31 protein-coding genes are annotated in these 18,276 nt (G+C 45.8%); 29 read left to right on the top strand and 2 right to left on the bottom strand.

Features of this window, described 5'->3' with window-relative positions:
* Window positions 1-103: 103 nt before the first annotated feature.
* Both cytR and priA read right to left on the bottom strand, forming a co-directional pair.
* A complete protein-coding gene (gene cytR, locus R8O11_RS01340; protein ID WP_262646696.1) occupies window positions 104-1,132 on the bottom strand; it encodes a DNA-binding transcriptional regulator CytR in 1,029 nt (342 codons plus the stop codon).
* Between the two features lie 302 nt (window positions 1,133-1,434).
* The gene (gene priA, locus R8O11_RS01335) at window positions 1,435-3,639 is read right to left on the bottom strand and encodes a primosomal protein N' (RefSeq protein ID WP_318193848.1); all 2,205 of its coding nucleotides are present in this window, start codon (window positions 3,637-3,639) and stop codon (window positions 1,435-1,437) included.
* Window positions 3,640-3,935: 296 nt separating this feature from the next.
* Between priA and rpmE the strand changes: the two genes are divergently transcribed.
* The 29 genes from rpmE (at window position 3,936) to rplQ (ending at window position 18,272) form a co-directional block, all read left to right on the top strand.
* The gene (rpmE, locus tag R8O11_RS01330) at window positions 3,936-4,157 is read left to right on the top strand and encodes a 50S ribosomal protein L31 (protein ID WP_005379546.1); all 222 of its coding nucleotides are present in this window, start codon (window positions 3,936-3,938) and stop codon (window positions 4,155-4,157) included.
* A gap of 455 nt (window positions 4,158-4,612) precedes the next feature.
* Window positions 4,613-4,924 (top strand): 30S ribosomal protein S10, encoded by a 312-nt coding sequence (gene rpsJ / locus R8O11_RS01325; RefSeq protein ID WP_004410492.1) that lies wholly within the window; start codon window positions 4,613-4,615, stop codon window positions 4,922-4,924.
* 14 nt (window positions 4,925-4,938) lie between these two features.
* Window positions 4,939-5,568, top strand: coding sequence for a 50S ribosomal protein L3 (gene rplC, locus R8O11_RS01320; RefSeq protein WP_005379555.1), 630 nt, complete (start codon window positions 4,939-4,941; stop codon window positions 5,566-5,568).
* A 17-nt stretch (window positions 5,569-5,585) separates the two neighbouring features.
* A complete protein-coding gene (gene rplD, locus R8O11_RS01315) occupies window positions 5,586-6,188 on the top strand; it encodes a 50S ribosomal protein L4 (RefSeq protein ID WP_005379556.1) in 603 nt (200 codons plus the stop codon).
* Window positions 6,185-6,487 carry a 50S ribosomal protein L23 gene (gene rplW, locus R8O11_RS01310; protein WP_004398471.1) on the top strand — a complete coding sequence of 101 codons (303 nt, stop codon included), beginning with the start codon at window positions 6,185-6,187 and terminating at the stop codon, window positions 6,485-6,487. The genes rplD and rplW overlap by 4 nt, the downstream gene beginning before the upstream one ends.
* A gap of 15 nt (window positions 6,488-6,502) precedes the next feature.
* The gene (rplB, locus tag R8O11_RS01305; protein WP_005383168.1) at window positions 6,503-7,327 is read left to right on the top strand and encodes a 50S ribosomal protein L2; all 825 of its coding nucleotides are present in this window, start codon (window positions 6,503-6,505) and stop codon (window positions 7,325-7,327) included.
* 21 nt (window positions 7,328-7,348) lie between these two features.
* Entirely contained in the window at window positions 7,349-7,627 is a 279-nt protein-coding gene (gene rpsS, locus R8O11_RS01300) for a 30S ribosomal protein S19 (protein ID WP_004394525.1), read from the top strand.
* A gap of 10 nt (window positions 7,628-7,637) precedes the next feature.
* Complete coding sequence (gene rplV / locus R8O11_RS01295) at window positions 7,638-7,970, top strand: 50S ribosomal protein L22 (RefSeq protein ID WP_005383164.1); 333 nt, start codon at window positions 7,638-7,640, stop codon at window positions 7,968-7,970.
* A gap of 18 nt (window positions 7,971-7,988) precedes the next feature.
* On the top strand, window positions 7,989-8,687 hold the full coding sequence (gene rpsC, locus R8O11_RS01290; RefSeq protein WP_005383161.1) for a 30S ribosomal protein S3: 699 nt from the start codon (window positions 7,989-7,991) through the stop codon (window positions 8,685-8,687).
* 11 nt (window positions 8,688-8,698) lie between these two features.
* Window positions 8,699-9,109, top strand: coding sequence for a 50S ribosomal protein L16 (rplP, locus tag R8O11_RS01285; RefSeq protein WP_005379577.1), 411 nt, complete (start codon window positions 8,699-8,701; stop codon window positions 9,107-9,109).
* Window positions 9,109-9,300 carry a 50S ribosomal protein L29 gene (gene rpmC / locus R8O11_RS01280; protein WP_005379576.1) on the top strand — a complete coding sequence of 64 codons (192 nt, stop codon included), beginning with the start codon at window positions 9,109-9,111 and terminating at the stop codon, window positions 9,298-9,300. Before rplP ends, rpmC begins: the two co-directional genes overlap by 1 nt.
* Window positions 9,300-9,554: a 30S ribosomal protein S17 gene (gene rpsQ, locus R8O11_RS01275; RefSeq protein WP_005379575.1), complete on the top strand. Its 255-nt coding sequence runs from the start codon at window positions 9,300-9,302 to the stop codon at window positions 9,552-9,554. The genes rpmC and rpsQ overlap by 1 nt, the downstream gene beginning before the upstream one ends.
* Before the next feature lie 162 nt (window positions 9,555-9,716).
* A complete protein-coding gene (gene rplN / locus R8O11_RS01270; RefSeq protein WP_004410450.1) occupies window positions 9,717-10,088 on the top strand; it encodes a 50S ribosomal protein L14 in 372 nt (123 codons plus the stop codon).
* A gap of 13 nt (window positions 10,089-10,101) precedes the next feature.
* The gene (gene rplX / locus R8O11_RS01265) at window positions 10,102-10,419 is read left to right on the top strand and encodes a 50S ribosomal protein L24 (RefSeq protein WP_005379574.1); all 318 of its coding nucleotides are present in this window, start codon (window positions 10,102-10,104) and stop codon (window positions 10,417-10,419) included.
* Window positions 10,420-10,442: 23 nt separating this feature from the next.
* Window positions 10,443-10,982, top strand: a complete 540-nt coding sequence (gene rplE / locus R8O11_RS01260) for a 50S ribosomal protein L5 (RefSeq protein ID WP_005379573.1) — start codon at window positions 10,443-10,445, stop codon at window positions 10,980-10,982.
* Window positions 10,983-10,999: 17 nt separating this feature from the next.
* Complete coding sequence (rpsN, locus tag R8O11_RS01255; RefSeq protein ID WP_004410442.1) at window positions 11,000-11,305, top strand: 30S ribosomal protein S14; 306 nt, start codon at window positions 11,000-11,002, stop codon at window positions 11,303-11,305.
* Between the two features lie 29 nt (window positions 11,306-11,334).
* A complete protein-coding gene (gene rpsH / locus R8O11_RS01250; RefSeq protein WP_005379572.1) occupies window positions 11,335-11,727 on the top strand; it encodes a 30S ribosomal protein S8 in 393 nt (130 codons plus the stop codon).
* Between the two features lie 13 nt (window positions 11,728-11,740).
* The gene (gene rplF / locus R8O11_RS01245) at window positions 11,741-12,274 is read left to right on the top strand and encodes a 50S ribosomal protein L6 (protein ID WP_005379570.1); all 534 of its coding nucleotides are present in this window, start codon (window positions 11,741-11,743) and stop codon (window positions 12,272-12,274) included.
* Between the two features lie 9 nt (window positions 12,275-12,283).
* Window positions 12,284-12,637: a 50S ribosomal protein L18 gene (gene rplR, locus R8O11_RS01240; protein WP_005379568.1), complete on the top strand. Its 354-nt coding sequence runs from the start codon at window positions 12,284-12,286 to the stop codon at window positions 12,635-12,637.
* 14 nt (window positions 12,638-12,651) lie between these two features.
* Window positions 12,652-13,155, top strand: coding sequence for a 30S ribosomal protein S5 (gene rpsE / locus R8O11_RS01235; RefSeq protein ID WP_004745894.1), 504 nt, complete (start codon window positions 12,652-12,654; stop codon window positions 13,153-13,155).
* Window positions 13,156-13,162: 7 nt separating this feature from the next.
* Window positions 13,163-13,339, top strand: a complete 177-nt coding sequence (rpmD, locus tag R8O11_RS01230) for a 50S ribosomal protein L30 (RefSeq protein WP_005379565.1) — start codon at window positions 13,163-13,165, stop codon at window positions 13,337-13,339.
* A gap of 5 nt (window positions 13,340-13,344) precedes the next feature.
* Window positions 13,345-13,779, top strand: coding sequence for a 50S ribosomal protein L15 (gene rplO / locus R8O11_RS01225; RefSeq protein WP_005383155.1), 435 nt, complete (start codon window positions 13,345-13,347; stop codon window positions 13,777-13,779).
* A gap of 20 nt (window positions 13,780-13,799) precedes the next feature.
* Complete coding sequence (secY, locus tag R8O11_RS01220; protein WP_005379562.1) at window positions 13,800-15,134, top strand: preprotein translocase subunit SecY; 1,335 nt, start codon at window positions 13,800-13,802, stop codon at window positions 15,132-15,134.
* A gap of 38 nt (window positions 15,135-15,172) precedes the next feature.
* Complete coding sequence (gene rpmJ / locus R8O11_RS01215; RefSeq protein ID WP_000868186.1) at window positions 15,173-15,286, top strand: 50S ribosomal protein L36; 114 nt, start codon at window positions 15,173-15,175, stop codon at window positions 15,284-15,286.
* A gap of 149 nt (window positions 15,287-15,435) precedes the next feature.
* Entirely contained in the window at window positions 15,436-15,792 is a 357-nt protein-coding gene (rpsM, locus tag R8O11_RS01210) for a 30S ribosomal protein S13 (RefSeq protein ID WP_005383154.1), read from the top strand.
* 18 nt (window positions 15,793-15,810) lie between these two features.
* On the top strand, window positions 15,811-16,200 hold the full coding sequence (gene rpsK, locus R8O11_RS01205; protein ID WP_001118870.1) for a 30S ribosomal protein S11: 390 nt from the start codon (window positions 15,811-15,813) through the stop codon (window positions 16,198-16,200).
* A 27-nt stretch (window positions 16,201-16,227) separates the two neighbouring features.
* A complete protein-coding gene (rpsD, locus tag R8O11_RS01200; RefSeq protein WP_005383146.1) occupies window positions 16,228-16,848 on the top strand; it encodes a 30S ribosomal protein S4 in 621 nt (206 codons plus the stop codon).
* 24 nt (window positions 16,849-16,872) lie between these two features.
* Window positions 16,873-17,865: a DNA-directed RNA polymerase subunit alpha gene (locus R8O11_RS01195; protein ID WP_005383143.1), complete on the top strand. Its 993-nt coding sequence runs from the start codon at window positions 16,873-16,875 to the stop codon at window positions 17,863-17,865.
* Between the two features lie 26 nt (window positions 17,866-17,891).
* A complete protein-coding gene (rplQ, locus tag R8O11_RS01190; protein ID WP_005383141.1) occupies window positions 17,892-18,272 on the top strand; it encodes a 50S ribosomal protein L17 in 381 nt (126 codons plus the stop codon).
* Window positions 18,273-18,276 lie beyond the last annotated feature (4 nt).

Genomic DNA, 18,276 nt, shown 5'->3' with positions numbered 1-18,276 from the left:
TTTCAGTTCTCGCTTATATTTATTCAGGGATACACAAAAAGCAGGAGGGTAAATAAAAAGCGGCGCCTTAGCACCGCTTTAGGGATGAATACTAATCTTTAGGTTAAGGGCGCTGTGGTGGCGCTGCACTTCCGCGAATGACGAGATTAGTTTCAAGCAGACGCGAGCCTGAATGCACGTCGTGGCCTTTTAACATCTCGAGCATCATTAGCATTGCTTGTCGACCAATCTCATAGCGAGGCTGAGAGATAGTGGTCAACGGTGGATCGCAGTACTGAGCGAAGTTAATGTCATCAAAGCCCACAACAGAGAGATCTTGCGGGACTCGTAAGCCAAGCTTTTTCGCTTCTTGAATTGCGCCGATGGCCATTGTGTCACAGTGACAGAAAATAGCCGTTGGTGGCTCTGGCAATTCGAGCAGTTTACGAACGGCTTTTGCTCCGCCATCAAAAGAGAATTCAGTAATGACACTATATTGTGGATCTTTATTGATGCCGGCACGGCGCAGGGCTTGTTGGTAGCCTTGTTGGCGGAACTGACACAATATTGCTGTATCTGGTCCAGAGATTTGAGCAATGCTTTTATGACCTAATTGGGTCAGGTAATTCACCGCTTCAAATGCTGAGGTCAGGTTGTCAATATGTACTGTCGGAAGCTCGAGTTCAGGCGCAAATTCACACGCCATTACCATCGGAGGTAAGTTCTTTTGTTCTGGCTTACTGACATCGAATGGTAGATCTGTACCAAGCAGTAGCATTCCATCTGCCTGCTTAGTAAATACGAGATTAACGAAAGAGCTTTCGCGTTTCTTCTGTTGTCCGCTATCGCCCAGAAGGACTAGATAGCCATGTTCCATGGCTGCATCTTCAATACCGCGAATAATTTCAGAAAAATAAGGATCACAGATGTCGGGAACGATAGTAACAATGGTTTTTGATTCGTTTCTACGTAAGTTACGCGCTAATGAGTTTGGAGAATAACCCGCTTCAAGTACGGCATCTTCTACTCTCTTTCTTGTAGAAGAAGAGACCTTCTCTGGATTCATTAAGGCTCGAGATACCGTAGCCGTAGACACTCCCGCAAGCTGGGCAACATCCTTCATTGTCGCCATAGTTTTTAACCTCTCATTTATTTTTTGCCAAGGTGACGTTATTCCGGTTTGAAATCAGAGTAATCAACCGAGTTAGAGCTGTGTTTGCTCTTCGCTCAGTTCGTGTTAACGAGTGGGAAAATGGATTCTTCACCGCGATACCAATTTATGGGAATAGTCATTGTTTTAATTTAAGCCTGTGCAAACAAGTCACTTTAGACTTTTCTAATTTGGATAGTCTATTCATTTCTAAAGTGAAAGTTACGGTCTGTTTAACAAAAACTGTAATCTTGGTGTGATTCTGGTCACATTAAATGGTAATTCATTACATAGTTAAACGTTTGCTAGCTGAGATCTTGTGGTTCTATGTCTAAATTCCAGCGTACTTTCTTAGCATTTGGCAACAACTCAATAGCAGGTTTGGCACTGGTTAATAACTTTTGCATCAATGAACGATGCTGAGTTTGCAGTAATAGTTGCCAACGGTATTTACCAGCCCGCTTGGCCAAAGGTGAAGGAGTAGGGCCTAACACCATGCAGGAATCATCGAACAGAGGGTGTGACTCTAACGTAAAGCGAACCTGACGCAGGAAGTCTTCAACTACCTCACTTTGGTTCGCCTCTGCTTTAAACAGAGTCAAGAAACTATAAGGCGGAAGCTGAGCCAGTTTGCGTTCTTCCAGAGCCGTCATAGCAAAGTGGCGATAGTCTTTTTGAAGCAGGGCCTGCAGCAAGCTGTGCTCAGGATGGTGGGTTTGTAGGATAACCTCGCCAGGTTTACTTGCGCGGCCGGCACGACCTGCGACCTGAATAAACAACTGCGCTAGTCGCTCGGAAGCGCGGAAGTCACTACTATAAAGAGAGCCATCAACATCCAAAAGAGCAACGAGCGTTACATTTGGAAAATGGTGCCCCTTAGCCAGCATTTGGGTGCCAATCAGAATTTGATGTTCACCTTTACGAATCGATTCAAGGGCATCTTCCAAACTACCTTTGCGACGTGTGCTGTCTCTGTCGATGCGAATGGCGTTGTATTCTGGAAATAACTGAGCCAATTGTTGTTCGAGTTGTTCCGTTCCTACGCCGACGGTAACCAATTGGGTTGAACCACACCCCTGACATTGATGAATCACCGGTTGTTGTGAGCCGCAGTGATGGCAGCGTATTTCGTTGCTGTAATGGTGGAACGTATAGTACGCATCACAGCGTTTACATTCTGCAATCCAACCGCATTCATGGCACATCAAAGCGGGCGAAAAGCCTCGACGGTTAAGAAACAACATTACTTGATTGCCCGCTTTTAAATGCTTGCGCATTTCGGCAATCAGTTGGGCAGATAAGCCACTTTCTAAATACTGACCTTTTACATCTAACACTTTATTGGTGGTTGGTACGGCAGAGCCAGCTCGTTGGGTTAGTGTTAAATGGTGATATTTACCAGACAGCGCATTATGCAAAGTTTCTAATGCTGGCGTCGCTGAGCCGAGGATAATCGGTACTTGCTCTTTATGGGCGCGCATTACAGCAACATCGCGTGCATGATAACGCAAGCTATCTTGTTGTTTGTAAGAGGTGTCATGCTCCTCGTCCACAATGATAATCCCGAGATCAGCAAAAGGCGCGAGTAGGGCAGAGCGTGTGCCGATAATGATTCCGGCCGCTTTGTCGCGTGCAGAAAGCCACGCATTCAGACGCTCCGTCTCGTTTAACCCGGAGTGGATGACGTCAACTGGCACATTAAAACGGTGTTTAAAGCGGTTGATGGTTTGGGGCGTTAAGCCAATCTCTGGTACTAAAACCAAGGCTTGTTTCCCTTGCTCTAAAACTGGCTTGATAAGGTTTAAGTAAACTTCGGTTTTACCAGAGCCAGTTACTCCCTCTAATAAATAGCAAGCAAAGCCTGTTTGGCTATTTACACTCGCAATAGCCAGCGCTTGTTCGTGGTTGAGCTTTGGCTTTTCGACGTCGCATTCAACGTGCTGTCCCCACTGGGTGATTACAGGCTTCTTCTCGATACGTTCAATCCAGCCTTTCTCTTCTAAAGACTTTAGTACTGTTGAGGCTATCTCTTGGTCGACAAATTCCTGGTGAGGCAAAGCGCCGTTAACCAACATTTGCAAGACCTTCTGTTGTTTGACCGATCGACGATCAAGCCCTTGCATCAGCTTGTCTTTACCGGATTCGGTAATTTGCCACTCTTGTAGCGTCGCAAAATCTGCAGGCTTTCCTTTACGTAGAGCTGCTGGCATCGCATTGTGTAGCGTATCTCCAAGTGGGTATTGGTAGAACTGGCTGCACCAAGTCAGCAACGAATAAAGCTTTTCAGACCATATCGGCTGAGAATCAAGAACTGCTTTGATTGGCTTGAGTTGATCTTTGGGAAAGTCCGAGTGATTAACCATCGCGGTGACGATGCCAACTAACGTTTGGCGTCCAAAAGGTACGGAAACGCGTCCACCAATGATCGGAAACAGGTGCCCCGGAATGGCGTAATCAAATTGTTTGTCGAGCGGAACGGGTAATGCCACTCTAGCAATGGTTGGACGCATAAATTCTTAGCTATTAAAAAAGAGGGAAAGGAAATGAGAGTCTATTAAAATCGGTATGGAAATTCGAGTAAAGCAATGCGATTCAGCGTGAATCGTGCCTCTATGATTAGTCTGGCTAAAAAAGTGGCGAAAAAGTTGCCAAATGTGTTGATCCGAGCAATATGATTCTTTACTATATCGCGCCTTGAGATATGGCTTCGGCAATTAGTTGATGCGGTATCCCATTTTATTATTAATTGCGTGTGGTGTGCGGCTTAGATTCGTATAGCGACACGGCCTACTATTGAGGTTATCCCATGAAAGCTGGTATCCACCCAGAATACAAAGCAGTAAAAGCGACTTGTTCTTGCGGCAACTCTTTTGAGTTCAACTCTACTCTAGGTAAAGAGTCTATCCACCTAGACGTATGTGACAAGTGTCACCCATTCTACACTGGTAAGCAACGTATCGTTGATACAGGCGGCCGTGTTGATCGCTTCAACAAGCGTTTCGGTGCACTATCAAGCGGTAAGAAATAATAGCAGCCGCTATTACGATTACAGTTTAGAAAAGGACGCTTCGGCGTCCTTTTTGTTTAATGGCTACCAAGCGAAGAGGGATGTATAGGGTTTGGAATATTCCCGATTATTTTTCACTCAGCGCTTGCAACCTAAAGTGTGTTCTGTATAATGCAGCGCACTGGTTAAGCCAGTTGTGAACCAATGAGCAGTGAGGAGCGAGCAAATCTAAGGATTTGCGAGGTAATGTATACTCAGCTTATGTTCGCGGTTAATACAATTAGCTATCTTTTCTTCGGAAAAACTATCCTCAAAGGTGACTTTGGCATATAGGGATAGTTAATCGAAAATTAACTGACAATGCGTCCTAATCTTGGATGCTACGGTTTCACATAAATCAATCGGCATTCTCTCGTCTTGACGAGTTTGAGTGGCGATATTGTTTGTGTAATTTATTAAATTTGGAGCTCTGTCTCATGCAGAACCAACGTATCCGTATCCGCCTAAAAGCTTTCGATTACAAACTAATCGATGCTTCTACAGCGGAAATCGTTGAAACAGCTAAGCGCACTGGCGCACAGGTTCGTGGTCCAATCCCACTGCCAACTCGTAAAGAGCGTTTCACAGTTCTTATCTCTCCACACGTTAACAAGAAAGCACGTGACCAGTACGAAATCCGTACTCACAAGCGTCTAATCGACATCGTTGAGCCAACAGACAAGACTGTTGATGCTCTAATGCGTCTAGACCTTGCTGCGGGCGTTGACGTTCAAATTAGCCTAGGTTAAGGGAGATTAGAAGTATGATTGGTCTAATCGGTCGTAAAGTGGGCATGACCCGCGTATTTACTGAAGAAGGCGTTTCTATCCCAGTAACAGTTGTTGAGGTTGAAGCTAACCGTGTTTCTCAAGTGAAAACTCTTGAAACTGACGGCTACGCAGCAATCCAGGTTACAGCTGGTTCTAAGAAAGCTAACCGTGTAAACAAAGCTGAAGCAGGTCACTTTGCTAAAGCTGGCGTTGAAGCTGGTCGCGGTCTTTGGGAATTCCGTTTAGAAAACGGCGAAGAGTTCGAAGTTGGTTCAGAACTAACTGTTGAACTATTCAACGAAACTAAGAAAGTAGACGTTACTGGTACATCTAAGGGTAAAGGTTTCCAAGGCGCTGTTAAGCGTTGGAACTTCCGTACTCAAGATATGACTCACGGTAACTCATTGTCTCACCGTGCTCCTGGTTCTATCGGTCAATGTCAGACTCCAGGTCGCGTATTTAAAGGCAAGAAAATGGCAGGTCACATGGGTGCTGAGCGTGTAACGACTCAAAACCTAGAGATCGTACGTGTTGACGCTGAGCGCAACCTGCTTCTTATTAAAGGTGCAGTCCCAGGCGCAACTGGCGGCAACGTGATCGTTAAACCAGCTGTTAAAGCATAACGTCTCAGGAGTAAGTAATGGAACTAATGGTTAAAGGTGCCGATGCACTAACTGTTTCCGAAACTACTTTCGGACGTGAGTTTAACGAAGCTCTTGTACACCAAGTAGTTGTTGCGTACGCAGCAGGTGCTCGTCAAGGTACTCGTGCTCAAAAAACACGTTCAGAAGTTTCTGGCGGTGGCGCTAAGCCATGGCGTCAAAAAGGTACTGGCCGTGCGCGTGCTGGTACAATCCGTAGCCCAATCTGGCGTACAGGTGGTGTTACTTTTGCTGCGAAACCACAAGATCACAGCCAAAAAGTAAACAAAAAAATGTACCGTGGTGCTATGAAGAGCATTCTTTCTGAGCTTGTTCGTCAAGAGCGTCTAATCGTTGTTGATAACTTCTCAGTTGAAGCACCAAAGACTAAAGAGCTAGTTGCTAAGCTTAAAGAGCTTGAGCTAACTGACGCTCTAATCGTGACTAGCGAAGTAGATGAGAATCTATTCCTAGCTGCTCGTAACCTATACAAAGTTGACGCACGTGATGTTGCTGGTATCGATCCAGTATCTCTAATCGCGTTTGACAAAGTTGTAATGACTGCAGAAGCAGTTAAGCAAGTAGAGGAAATGCTAGCATGATCACTGAAGAGCGTATCCTAAAAGTTCTACGTGCACCGCACATCTCTGAAAAAGCAACTATGGCAGCTGAGAAAGCGAACACTATCGTTTTCAAAGTAGCTAAAGATGCGACTAAAAAAGAGATCAAAGCAGCTGTAGAAAAGCTATTTGAAGTTGAAGTTAAGTCTGTAAATACTCTTATCACTAAGGGTAAGACCAAACGTCAAGGTCTACGCCAAGGTCGCCGCAGCGACGTTAAGAAAGCGTACGTTACTTTGAAAGAAGGTCAAGATCTTGACTTCGTTGGCGGCGCGGAATAACAGGAGTAGTTAAAAATGGCTATTGTTAAATGTAAGCCGACTTCCCCTGGTCGTCGTCACGTTGTTAAAGTTGTTAACGCTGACCTACACAAGGGCAAGCCATACGCACCTCTTCTAGAGAAAAACTCTAAGAACGGTGGTCGTAACAACAAGGGTCGTATCACAGTACGTCACATCGGCGGTGGTCACAAGCACCACTACCGTGTAGTTGACTTCAAACGTACTAAAGATGGTATTCCAGCGACAGTTGAGCGTCTTGAATACGATCCAAACCGTAGCGCAAACATTGCTCTAGTTCTTTACAAAGACGGTGAGCGTCGCTACATCCTAGCACCTAAAGGTGTTGTAGCTGGTGATGTTATTCAGTCTGGTGTTGATGCACCAATCAAAGCTGGTAACACTCTACCAATGCGTAATATCCCAGTAGGTTCAACAGTACATAACGTTGAACTTAAGCCTGGTAAAGGTGGTCAGCTAGCTCGTTCGGCTGGTGCTTACGCTCAAATCGTTGCTCGCGACGGTGCGTACGTAACTATCCGTCTACGTTCTGGCGAGATGCGCAAAGTTCTTTCTGAAGGCCGTGCAACAATCGGTGAAGTTGGTAACTCTGAGCACATGCTACGTGAACTTGGTAAAGCAGGTGCATCACGTCATCGCGGTATCCGTCCAACGGTTCGTGGTGTTGTAATGAACCCGATTGACCACCCACATGGTGGTGGTGAAGGCCGTACTTCTGGTGGTCGTCACCCAGTATCTCCTTGGGGTATGCCTACTAAAGGCTTCAAGACTCGTAAGAACAAACGCACTGACAAGTACATCGTACGTCGTCGTAACAAGTAATCTATATAAAGAGGAATCGCCATGCCACGTTCTCTCAAGAAAGGTCCTTTTATTGACCTACACTTGCTGAAGAAGGTAGAGAAAGCGGTGGAAAGCGGAGACAAAAAGCCTATTAAGACTTGGTCCCGTCGTTCAATGATCATCCCTACGATGATCGGTTTGACCATCGCTGTCCATAATGGTCGTCAGCACGTACCAGTATTTGTAACTGATGAAATGATCGGTCACAAACTGGGTGAATTCGCACCAACACGTACTTACCGCGGTCACGCTGCGGATAAGAAAGCTAAGAAGCGCTAAGGAGTAGATAATGGAAGCAATTGCTAAACATAACTTTGCTCGCATTTCGCCTCAGAAAGCTCGCTTAGTTGCGGATCTAATCCGTGGTAAATCTGTTGACCAAGCTCTAGAAATCCTAACGTTCAGCAACAAAAAAGCTGCTGCACTAGTTAAGAAAGTTCTAGAGTCTGCTATCGCTAACGCGGAGCACAACGAAGGTGCAGATATTGACGATCTGAATGTCGCAAAAATCTTTGTAGATGAAGGCCCAACCATGAAGCGTATTATGCCTCGTGCTAAAGGTCGTGCGGATCGTATCTTGAAGCGTTCAAGCCACATCACTGTTGTTGTAGCAGATCGCTAGAGACTAGGAGAGTAAGCAATGGGTCAAAAAGTACATCCAAATGGTATTCGTCTAGGCATCGTTAAGCCTTGGAATGCTACATGGTTTGCTAACACCAAAGATTTCGCTGACAACCTAGACGGCGACTTCAAGGTACGTCAGTTCCTTACAAGTGAACTGAAAAAAGCGTCTCTATCACGTATCGTTATCGAGCGTCCTGCTAAGAGCATCCGTGTGACTATTCACACTGCTCGTCCAGGCGTTGTTATCGGTAAGAAAGGTGAAGACGTTGAGAAGCTACGCGCAGCTGTAGCTAAAATTGCAGGTGTACCAGCGCAAATTAACATCGCTGAAGTACGTAAGCCTGAACTAGATGCGCAACTTGTTGGTGACAGCATCGCGTCTCAGCTAGAGCGTCGTGTTATGTTCCGTCGTGCTATGAAGCGCGCAGTACAAAACGCAATGCGCCTAGGCGCTAAAGGTATCAAAGTGGAAGTAAGCGGTCGTCTAGGCGGCGCTGAAATCGCACGTTCAGAGTGGTACCGTGAAGGCCGTGTGCCTCTACACACTCTACGTGCTGACATTGATTACGCAACTTCTTCGGCTCACACTCAATACGGTGTGATCGGCATTAAAACTTGGATCTTCAAAGGTGAAATCCTAGGTGGTATGCCAGCAGCTAACGCTGTAGAGCCTAAAGGCGACAAGCCTAAGAAGCAGCGTAAAGGCCGTAAGTAAGGAGTCGACAGATGCTACAACCTAAACGTACTAAGTTCCGTAAGGTTCAGACTGGTCGTAACCGTGGTCTAGCTAAAGGTACTGATGTAAGCTTCGGCGAATTCGGTCTTAAAGCTGTTGGCCGTGGTCGTCTAACTGCTCGTCAAATCGAAGCGGCACGTCGTGCAATGACACGTCACGTTAAGCGTCAAGGTAAAATCTGGATCCGTGTGTTCCCAGACAAACCAATCACAGAAAAACCACTTGAAGTTCGTCAAGGTAAGGGTAAAGGTAACGTTGAGTACTGGGTAGCCCAAATCCAACCTGGTAAGGTTATGTACGAAATGGGTGGTGTACCTGAAGAATTGGCACGTGAAGCGTTCCGTCTTGCGGCACGTAAACTGCCTTTCAAAACTACATTTGTAACTAAGCAGGTGATGTGATGAAAGCACAAGATCTACGCGAGAAAAGCGTTGAAGAGCTTAACGCTGAGCTAATGAATTTGCTACGCGAACAGTTCAACTTGCGCATGCAAGCTGCGACTGGTCAACTACAGCAAACTCATACTCTGAAAGCTGTACGCCGTGATATCGCACGTGTGAAAACTGTTTTGACTGAGAAGGCAGGCGCATAATGAGCGAAGTAAAACGTACTCAACAAGGTCGTGTTGTTAGCGACAAGATGGACAAGTCTATCACTGTTGCTATCGAACGTTTCGTAAAACACCCAATCTACGGTAAATACGTAAAACGTACGACTAAAGTACACGCACATGACGAGAACAACGAGTGTGGCCTAGGCGACACAGTTGAAATCGCAGAGTGTCGTCCACTGTCTAAGACTAAGTCTTGGACTTTGGTAAAAGTTCTAGAAAAGGCGAAGATTTAATCTCGTTAATTCTATGAAACTAAAGCGGCTCCAAAATATTTTTGGAGCCGTTTATTTTTTGACTACCCAATCACAAAAAAGGGTGGTACAATTCGCGTCCCTTTTAAAGAGGCAGCCCGACCCGTGATGGGTCTAGTTATTAATATTTAGCGGAGCACTAACATGATCCAAATGCAAAGTATGCTGGACGCAGCTGATAACTCAGGCGCACGCAGCGTAATGTGTATTAAGGTTCTGGGTGGCTCTCACCGCCGTTATGCACATATCGGTGACGTCATCAAAGTTACTGTGAAGGAAGCAATCCCTCGCGGTAAAGTTAAAAAAGGTGATGTTCTGAAGGCGGTGGTAGTGCGCACCCGTAAAGGCGTACGTCGTCCTGACGGTTCTGTCATTCGCTTCGACCGAAATGCTTGCGTATTGCTAAACGACAATACTGAGCAACCAATCGGTACACGTATCTTTGGTCCTGTGACACGCGAACTTCGTGGCGATAAGTTCATGAAGATCGTTTCACTGGCTCCAGAAGTTCTGTAAGGAGCACGTAGAAATGGCAGCTAAAATCCGTCGTAATGACGAAGTAATCGTTCTTGCTGGTAAAGACAAAGGCAAGAAAGGTAAAGTAACTAAGGTTCTAGCAACTGGTAAAGTTATCGTTGAAGGTATCAACCTAGTTAAGAAACATCAGAAACCTGTTCCAGCTATGGGTATCCAAGGCGGTATCGTAGAGCAAGAAGCAGCTATCGACGTTTCTAACGTGGCTATCTTTAACGCAGCTACTGGTAAAGCTGACCGTATCGGTTTCCGTTTTGAAGACGGCAAAAAAGTTCGTTTCTTCAAGTCTAACGGCGAAACCGTTTCTAACTAATAGAAGTAATTTGGAGTTCTACTATGGCGAAACTGCATGATTACTACAAGTCGTCTGTAGTCGCTGAACTGACCAAACAGTTCGGTTACACAAGCGTCATGCAAGTCCCTAGAATCGAGAAAATCACCCTAAACATGGGTGTTGGTGAAGCAATCAACGATAAGAAACTGCTAGAAAATGCAGCGTCTGATATGGCAACGATCTCTGGTCAAAAGCCACTTATCACAAAAGCGCGCAAATCTGTTGCAGGTTTCAAAATCCGTGAAGGCTACCCTATCGGTTGTAAAGTAACCTTGCGTGGCGAACGTATGTGGGATTTTCTTGAGCGTTTAATTAACATCGCTCTTCCACGTGTACGTGACTTCCGTGGTGTTAGCGCTAAGTCTTTTGACGGTCGCGGTAACTACAGCATGGGCGTTCGCGAGCAAATCATCTTCCCGGAAATCGACTTTGATAAAGTTGATCGAGTACGCGGTCTAGACATCACTATTACGACGTCTGCTGGTACTGATGAGGAAGGCCGTGCTCTGCTGGCTGCCTTTAACTTCCCATTCCGTAAGTAAGGTGAAGGGTTACTGTTATGGCTAAAAATTCAATGAAAGCACGTGAAGCAAAACGTGCGAAGCTAGTAGCTAAGTTCGCTGAAAAGCGTGCAGCGCTAAAAGCTATCATCAGCGATGTAAACGCATCTGAAGAAGATCGTTGGAACGCGGTTCTTACACTGCAATCTCTTCCACGTGATTCAAGTGCATCACGTCAGCGCAACCGTTGCAACCAAACTGGTCGTCCACACGGTTACCTACGTAAGTTCGGTCTAAGCCGTATTAAGGTTCGTGAAGCTTGCATGAAAGGCGAGATTCCGGGTCTTCGTAAGGCTAGCTGGTAATTGCCACTTAATCATTTGGAGTAAATCATATGAGCATGCAAGATCCGATTTCGGATATGCTGACCCGCGTTCGTAACGGTCAGGCAGCAAACAAAGTTGCTGTAAAAATGCCTTCTTCAAAGCTTAAAGTTGCAATTGCTGCACTACTAAAAGCTGAAGGTTACATCGTTGACTTCGCTGTTGAAGGCGAAGCAAAACCTGAGCTAGAAGTTACACTTAAGTACTTCCAAGCTAAACCAGTAATCGAGCAACTTAAACGTGTTTCTCGTCCAGGTCTACGTGTTTACAAGAAGAAAGATGAACTTCCTTCTGTAATGGGTGGTCTTGGTATTGCTATCGTTTCTACTTCCAAGGGTCTTATGTCAGACCGCGCTGCACGTAAAGCAGGTCTTGGTGGTGAAATCATCGCTTACGTAGCTTAATAAGGAGTAGACTATGTCTCGTGTTGCAAAAGCACCTGTCGCTATTCCAGCTGGCGTAGAGGTGAAACTAAACGGCCAAGAAATCACTGTAAAAGGTGCGAAAGGCGAACTAACTCGCGTTCTTAACAACGCAGTTGTAATCGCTCAGGAAGAAAATAACCTGACTTTCGGTCCTAAAGAAGGTGTTGCTAACGCATGGGCTCAAGCAGGTACTGCTCGCGCTCTAGTTAACAACATGGTTGTTGGTGTTACTGAAGGCTTTACTAAGAAGCTAACTCTTAAAGGTGTAGGTTACCGTGCTGCTATCAAAGGCAACGCTGTAGGTCTAACACTAGGCTTCTCACACCCAGTTGAGCACGAGTTGCCAGCGGGTATTAAAGCTGAATGTCCAAGCCAAACTGAAATCGTGATCACTGGTGCTGACAAGCAACTAGTTGGTCAAGTTGCGGCTGACATTCGTTCTTACCGTGAGCCTGAGCCATACAAAGGCAAAGGTGTTCGTTACGCAGATGAAAATGTGCGTACTAAAGAAGCTAAGAAGAAGTAAGGTAACACTATGGATAAGAAAGCATCTCGCATCCGTCGTGCTACACGTGCACGTCGTAAGATTGCAGAACTGGGTGCGACTCGCCTAGTTGTACACCGTACTCCTCGTCACGTGTACGCACAGGTTATCGCGGCTAACGGCTCTGAGGTTATCGCAGCAGCTTCTACTGTAGAAAAAGCGATCCGTGAGCAAGTGAAATACACTGGTAACGTTGATGCAGCTAAAGCAGTGGGTAAAGCTATTGCTGAGCGCGCTCTAGAGAAGGGCGTAACTGCAGTTGCATTTGATCGTTCTGGTTTCCAATACCACGGTCGAGTAGCGGCGCTAGCAGAATCTGCTCGCGAAGCTGGTCTGAAATTCTAAGGTAGGGTTGGAAGATGGCTAAAGAACAACAAGTTCAAGCGAATGATTTGCAAGAAAAGCTAATCGCAGTTAACCGTGTTTCTAAAACGGTTAAAGGTGGTCGAATCATGAGCTTCACTGCACTAACAGTAGTTGGTGACGGTAACGGTCGTGTAGGTTTCGGTTACGGCAAAGCTCGTGAAGTACCTGCAGCGATTCAAAAAGCAATGGAAAAAGCGCGTCGTAACATGACTACGATCGCTCTAAACGAAGGCACTCTTCACCACCCAGTGAAAGGTCGCCATTCGGGCTCTAAAGTTTACATGCAGCCTGCTGCAGAAGGTACTGGTGTTATCGCAGGTGGTGCGATGCGTGCAGTACTAGAAGTTGCTGGTGTACACAACGTACTATCTAAAGCGTACGGTTCTACGAACCCTATCAACATCGTTCGTGCAACGATCGATGCACTAGGTAGCATGAAGTCACCAGAAATGGTTGCTGCTAAACGTGGTCTAACTGTTGAATCTATTTCGGAGTAAGAACACCATGGCAACTATTAAAGTAACTCAAACTAAAAGCTCAATTGGTCGTCTGCCAAAGCACAAAGCTACTTTGCGCGGTCTAGGTCTTCGTAAAATCAACCACACAGTAGAACTTGAAGATACTCCGTGTATTCGCGGTATGATCAACAAGGTTTACTACATGGTTAAAGTTGAGGAGTAATCAGAATGCGTTTGAATACTCTAGCACCGGCTGCTGGCGCGAAAACTTCTGCGAAGCGAGTAGGTCGTGGTATCGGTTCAGGCCTAGGTAAAACTGGTGGCCGTGGTCACAAAGGTCAAAAATCACGTTCTGGCGGCAGTGTTCGTCCAGGTTTCGAAGGCGGTCAGATGCCTCTGAAACAACGTCTACCAAAATTCGGTTTCACTTCTCGTAAGAGCCTAGTGTCTGCTGAAGTTCGTCTAGCTGAGCTAGCGAAAGTTTCTGGTGACGTAGTTGATCTAAACAGTCTTAAAGCTGCTAACATCATCACTAAGAACATCGAATTTGTAAAAGTTGTTCTTTCTGGTGAAATCAACAAAGCAGTGACTGTTAAAGGTCTACGTGTGACTAAAGGCGCTAAAGCTGCAATCGAAGCTGCAGGCGGTAAAATCGAGGAATAATCTCGAGGAACGAGGTACAGATGGCTAAGAAACCAGGACAAGATTTTCGTAGTGCTCAGAGCGGCTTAAGTGAACTAAAGTCGCGCTTGTTATTCGTAATTGGTGCACTTTTAGTATTCCGAGCCGGCTCTTTTGTGCCGATTCCTGGTATTGACGCTGCTGTACTTGCCGATTTGTTCGAACAGCAAAAAGGTACCATCGTTGAAATGTTTAACATGTTCTCCGGTGGTGCTCTTGAGCGTGCATCTATATTAGCATTGGGCATCATGCCGTATATTTCGGCATCTATTGTTGTCCAATTGCTAACTGTAGTTCATCCAGCGTTAGCTGAACTCAAAAAAGAGGGTGAAGCAGGCCGTCGTAAGATAAGCCAATACACACGCTACGGCACGCTTGTACTTGCAACCTTCCAAGCTATAGGTATTGCAACTGGCCTACCAAACATGGTCGACAATCTGGTTGTTATCAACCAAACCATGTTTACGCTAATTGCTACCGTAAGTTTAGTAACCGGTACCATGTTCTTGATGTGGTTAGGTGAACAAATTACAGAGCGCGGAATTGGTAACGGTATTTCGATACTGATTTTTGCAGGTATTGTTGCTGGATTGCCTTCTGCAATCGGTCAAACAATCGAGCAAGCGCGTCAAGGTGAATTGCATGTACTTCTTCTGTTGCTAATCGCGGTATTAGCTTTTGCAGTAATTTACTTCGTTGTTTTCATGGAACGTGGTCAACGCCGAATCGTCGTTAACTATGCGAAACGTCAACAGGGTCGTAAAGTGTTTGCTGCGCAAAGCTCGCACTTGCCTCTTAAAATTAACATGGCAGGTGTAATTCCAGCGATTTTTGCATCAAGTATTATCTTGTTCCCAGGAACATTGGCTCAGTGGTTTGGTCAAAACGGTGAGAGCAGCGCGTTCGGTTGGTTAACTGACGTGTCTTTGGCTCTTAGCCCTGGTCAACCGTTGTATGTAATGCTTTATGCAGCAGCAATTATCTTCTTCTGTTTCTTCTACACGGCGTTGGTTTTCAACCCGCGTGAAACAGCAGATAACTTGAAGAAGTCTGGTGCATTCGTACCCGGTATCCGCCCAGGTGAGCAGACAGCGAAATACATTGATAAAGTAATGACACGTTTAACCCTTGCTGGTGCACTGTACATTACCTTTATCTGTCTGATTCCCGAGTTCATGATGGTCGCGTGGAACGTACGTTTCTACTTCGGCGGTACATCGCTACTAATCGTAGTTGTTGTAATTATGGACTTTATGGCACAGGTACAGACTCATCTGATGTCTCAACAGTATGATTCTGTGTTGAAGAAAGCGAATCTGAAAGGCTACGGCCGTTAATCCGGCGGTAGACTCAGTTTCATTTACGGAGTTTAGCAATGAAAGTTCGTGCTTCCGTTAAAAAAATCTGCCGTAACTGTAAAGTAATCAAGCGTAACGGTGTCGTTCGCGTGATTTGCAGTGAGCCAAAGCACAAACAGCGCCAAGGCTAATTAGCAGAAATTTTTACTTGAAAATGAAGGTTGGGTCGAGTATATTCCTCGGCCTACCTTTTGCGTGCAAAAGAAGTAGTATTCCGCAGCGTATCCATAACGGGCTTTGCTGCGGCTAATTCTTTTATAGAAACACTTAGGAGTGAATAATGGCCCGTATAGCAGGCATTAACATTCCTGATCAGAAACATGCAGTAATCGCTCTAACAGCGATCTACGGCATCGGTAAAACTCGCTCTCAAGCTATCCTAGCTGAAGTGGGTATTGCTGAAAATGTTAAGATCAGTGAACTAACTGAAGAGCAGATCGATCAACTGCGTGATGGTGTAGCTAAGTACACTGTAGAAGGTGATCTACGTCGTGAAGTATCTATGAACATCAAGCGTCTTATGGACCTTGGCTGTTACCGTGGTCTTCGTCATCGTCGCAGTCTACCACTACGTGGACAGCGTACTAAAACCAACGCTCGCACCCGTAAGGGTCCGCGTAAGCCGATCAAGAAATAATCGGGAAGGTAGAGTACAATGGCTAAACAACCAACTCGCGCTCGTAAGCGCGTACGCAAGCAAGTTGCAGATGGCGTTGCGCACATCCATGCTTCTTTCAATAACACAATCGTAACCATTACTGACCGTCAAGGTAACGCTCTTGCATGGGCTACTGCAGGTGGTTCTGGTTTCCGTGGTTCTCGTAAGTCTACTCCGTTCGCTGCACAGGTTGCTGCTGAGCGTTGTGCTGAAATGGCTAAAGAATACGGCCTAAAGAACTTGGAAGTTATGGTTAAGGGTCCTGGTCCAGGTCGCGAATCTACTGTTCGTGCACTAAACGCCGCTGGTTTCCGCATCACAAACATCGTTGATGCTACACCAATCCCTCATAACGGTTGTCGTCCACCTAAGAAACGTCGCGTATAACGTTTCTAGGACAATTGGAGAAGAATCATGGCAAGATATTTGGGTCCTAAGCTGAAGCTTAGCCGTCGTGAAGGCACTGACTTATTCCTTAAGTCTGGTGTTCGCGCGATCGATACCAAGTGTAAAATTGATAACGCACCAGGTGTACACGGCGCTCGTCGCGGTCGTCTATCTGAGTATGGCGTTCAGCTTCGTGAGAAGCAAAAAGTACGTCGTATGTACGGCGTTCTAGAAAAACAATTCCGTAACTACTACAAAGAAGCTGCTCGCCTAAAAGGCAACACTGGTGAAAACCTACTTCAGCTTCTTGAAGGTCGTCTTGATAACGTAGTTTACCGCATGGGCTTTGGCGCAACTCGCGCAGAAGCACGTCAGCTAGTTAGCCACAAAGCTATCCTAGTAAACGGTAAAGTTGTAAACGTTCCTTCTTTCAAAGTAGCGGCTAATGACGTTGTTTCTATTCGCGAGAAAGCTAAACAGCAAGCTCGTATCAAAGCAGCTCTAGAAGTTGCTGAACAACGTGAAAAACCAACTTGGATTGAAGTAGATGGTGGCAAGATGGAAGGTACATTCAAGCGTATGCCTGAGCGTTCTGATCTATCAGCTGACATCAACGAACAATTGATCGTCGAGCTTTACTCTAAGTAAGGTTTAAACTAAAGAGAGGACACAATGCAGGGTTCTGTAACAGAATTTCTTAAGCCACGTCTAGTTGACATCGAACAAATCAGCTCGACTCACGCAAAAGTAACTCTTGAGCCATTAGAGCGTGGCTTTGGTCATACTCTGGGTAATGCACTTCGCCGCATCCTTCTATCTTCTATGCCAGGTTGTGCTGTAACAGAAGTAGAAATTGAAGGCGTACTTCATGAGTACAGCACGAAAGAAGGCGTTCAAGAAGATATTCTTGAAATTCTTCTAAACCTTAAAGGTTTGGCTGTGCGCGTTGCCGAAGGCAAAGATGAAGTGTTCATTACTTTGAACAAATCAGGCTCGGGCCCTGTGGTTGCAGGTGACATCACCCATGATGGTGATGTAGAGATCGCTAACCCTGAACACGTAATTTGTCACCTGACGGATGACAACGCTGAGATCGCAATGCGTATCAAAGTTGAACGTGGTCGTGGTTATGTTCCAGCTTCTGCGCGTATCCATAACGAAGAAGACGAGCGTCCTATCGGTCGCCTACTAGTAGATGCTACTTACAGCCCAGTAGACAAAATTGCCTACGCTGTAGAAGCAGCTCGTGTAGAACAGCGTACTGATCTAGACAAGCTTGTTATCGATATGGAAACAAACGGTACTCTAGAACCTGAGGAAGCAATCCGTCGTGCAGCTACAATCCTAGCTGAACAATTGGATGCATTCGTAGATCTTCGTGATGTACGAGTTCCTGAGGAGAAGGAAGAGAAGCCAGAATTCGATCCGATCCTACTGCGTCCTGTAGACGATCTTGAACTAACAGTTCGCTCTGCTAACTGTCTGAAAGCAGAAGCGATTCACTACATCGGTGATCTAGTACAACGTACTGAGGTTGAGCTACTTAAAACGCCTAACCTTGGTAAAAAATCTCTTACTGAGATTAAAGACGTACTTGCGTCACGTGGTCTGTCTCTGGGCATGCGCCTAGAAAACTGGCCACCTGCATCAATCGCTGAAGATTAATCGATACTAGTTAGAAGGATTAGGTCATGCGCCATCGTAAGAGTGGTCGTCAACTCAACCGCAACAGCTCACATCGCAAAGCGATGTTCAGCAACATGGCTAGCTCTCTAGTACGTCATGAAGTTATCAAGACTACTTTGCCAAAAGCAAAAGAGCTACGTCGCGTAGTTGAGCCTTTGATTACACTAGCTAAGACTGACAGTGTTGCTAACCGTCGTCTAGCATTTGCACGTACTCGTGACAACGAAGTAGTTGCAAAACTATTTAACGAACTAGGTCCACGTTTTGCTGCTCGTCAGGGCGGTTACACTCGTATCCTAAAAGCTGGCTTCCGTGCTGGTGATAAAGCTCCAATGGCTTACATTGAGCTTGTAGATCGCCCAGCTGCTGAAGAAGCTGCTGAGTAATCAG

Source organism: Vibrio sp. 1288, assembly GCF_033344475.1.
This window is presented reverse-complemented; position numbering and strand designations above follow the sequence as displayed.

What these genes read in the sequence shown, in the direction of transcription:
- priA (WP_318193848.1), bottom strand. Translation starts at nt 3,639, where the DNA reads ATGCGTCCAACCATTGCTAGAGTGGCATTACCCGTTCCGCTCGACAAA.
- rpmE (WP_005379546.1), top strand. Translation starts at nt 3,936, where the DNA reads ATGAAAGCTGGTATCCACCCAGAATACAAAGCAGTAAAAGCGACTTGT.
- rpsJ (WP_004410492.1), top strand. Translation starts at nt 4,613, where the DNA reads ATGCAGAACCAACGTATCCGTATCCGCCTAAAAGCTTTCGATTACAAA.
- rplC (WP_005379555.1), top strand. Translation starts at nt 4,939, where the DNA reads ATGATTGGTCTAATCGGTCGTAAAGTGGGCATGACCCGCGTATTTACT.
- rplD (WP_005379556.1), top strand. Translation starts at nt 5,586, where the DNA reads ATGGAACTAATGGTTAAAGGTGCCGATGCACTAACTGTTTCCGAAACT.
- rplW (WP_004398471.1), top strand. Translation starts at nt 6,185, where the DNA reads ATGATCACTGAAGAGCGTATCCTAAAAGTTCTACGTGCACCGCACATC.
- rplB (WP_005383168.1), top strand. Translation starts at nt 6,503, where the DNA reads ATGGCTATTGTTAAATGTAAGCCGACTTCCCCTGGTCGTCGTCACGTT.
- rpsS (WP_004394525.1), top strand. Translation starts at nt 7,349, where the DNA reads ATGCCACGTTCTCTCAAGAAAGGTCCTTTTATTGACCTACACTTGCTG.
- rplV (WP_005383164.1), top strand. Translation starts at nt 7,638, where the DNA reads ATGGAAGCAATTGCTAAACATAACTTTGCTCGCATTTCGCCTCAGAAA.
- rpsC (WP_005383161.1), top strand. Translation starts at nt 7,989, where the DNA reads ATGGGTCAAAAAGTACATCCAAATGGTATTCGTCTAGGCATCGTTAAG.
- rplP (WP_005379577.1), top strand. Translation starts at nt 8,699, where the DNA reads ATGCTACAACCTAAACGTACTAAGTTCCGTAAGGTTCAGACTGGTCGT.
- rpmC (WP_005379576.1), top strand. Translation starts at nt 9,109, where the DNA reads ATGAAAGCACAAGATCTACGCGAGAAAAGCGTTGAAGAGCTTAACGCT.
- rpsQ (WP_005379575.1), top strand. Translation starts at nt 9,300, where the DNA reads ATGAGCGAAGTAAAACGTACTCAACAAGGTCGTGTTGTTAGCGACAAG.
- rplN (WP_004410450.1), top strand. Translation starts at nt 9,717, where the DNA reads ATGATCCAAATGCAAAGTATGCTGGACGCAGCTGATAACTCAGGCGCA.
- rplX (WP_005379574.1), top strand. Translation starts at nt 10,102, where the DNA reads ATGGCAGCTAAAATCCGTCGTAATGACGAAGTAATCGTTCTTGCTGGT.
- rplE (WP_005379573.1), top strand. Translation starts at nt 10,443, where the DNA reads ATGGCGAAACTGCATGATTACTACAAGTCGTCTGTAGTCGCTGAACTG.
- rpsN (WP_004410442.1), top strand. Translation starts at nt 11,000, where the DNA reads ATGGCTAAAAATTCAATGAAAGCACGTGAAGCAAAACGTGCGAAGCTA.
- rpsH (WP_005379572.1), top strand. Translation starts at nt 11,335, where the DNA reads ATGAGCATGCAAGATCCGATTTCGGATATGCTGACCCGCGTTCGTAAC.
- rplF (WP_005379570.1), top strand. Translation starts at nt 11,741, where the DNA reads ATGTCTCGTGTTGCAAAAGCACCTGTCGCTATTCCAGCTGGCGTAGAG.
- rplR (WP_005379568.1), top strand. Translation starts at nt 12,284, where the DNA reads ATGGATAAGAAAGCATCTCGCATCCGTCGTGCTACACGTGCACGTCGT.
- rpsE (WP_004745894.1), top strand. Translation starts at nt 12,652, where the DNA reads ATGGCTAAAGAACAACAAGTTCAAGCGAATGATTTGCAAGAAAAGCTA.
- rpmD (WP_005379565.1), top strand. Translation starts at nt 13,163, where the DNA reads ATGGCAACTATTAAAGTAACTCAAACTAAAAGCTCAATTGGTCGTCTG.
- rplO (WP_005383155.1), top strand. Translation starts at nt 13,345, where the DNA reads ATGCGTTTGAATACTCTAGCACCGGCTGCTGGCGCGAAAACTTCTGCG.
- secY (WP_005379562.1), top strand. Translation starts at nt 13,800, where the DNA reads ATGGCTAAGAAACCAGGACAAGATTTTCGTAGTGCTCAGAGCGGCTTA.
- rpmJ (WP_000868186.1), top strand. Translation starts at nt 15,173, where the DNA reads ATGAAAGTTCGTGCTTCCGTTAAAAAAATCTGCCGTAACTGTAAAGTA.
- rpsM (WP_005383154.1), top strand. Translation starts at nt 15,436, where the DNA reads ATGGCCCGTATAGCAGGCATTAACATTCCTGATCAGAAACATGCAGTA.
- rpsK (WP_001118870.1), top strand. Translation starts at nt 15,811, where the DNA reads ATGGCTAAACAACCAACTCGCGCTCGTAAGCGCGTACGCAAGCAAGTT.
- rpsD (WP_005383146.1), top strand. Translation starts at nt 16,228, where the DNA reads ATGGCAAGATATTTGGGTCCTAAGCTGAAGCTTAGCCGTCGTGAAGGC.
- R8O11_RS01195 (WP_005383143.1), top strand. Translation starts at nt 16,873, where the DNA reads ATGCAGGGTTCTGTAACAGAATTTCTTAAGCCACGTCTAGTTGACATC.
- rplQ (WP_005383141.1), top strand. Translation starts at nt 17,892, where the DNA reads ATGCGCCATCGTAAGAGTGGTCGTCAACTCAACCGCAACAGCTCACAT.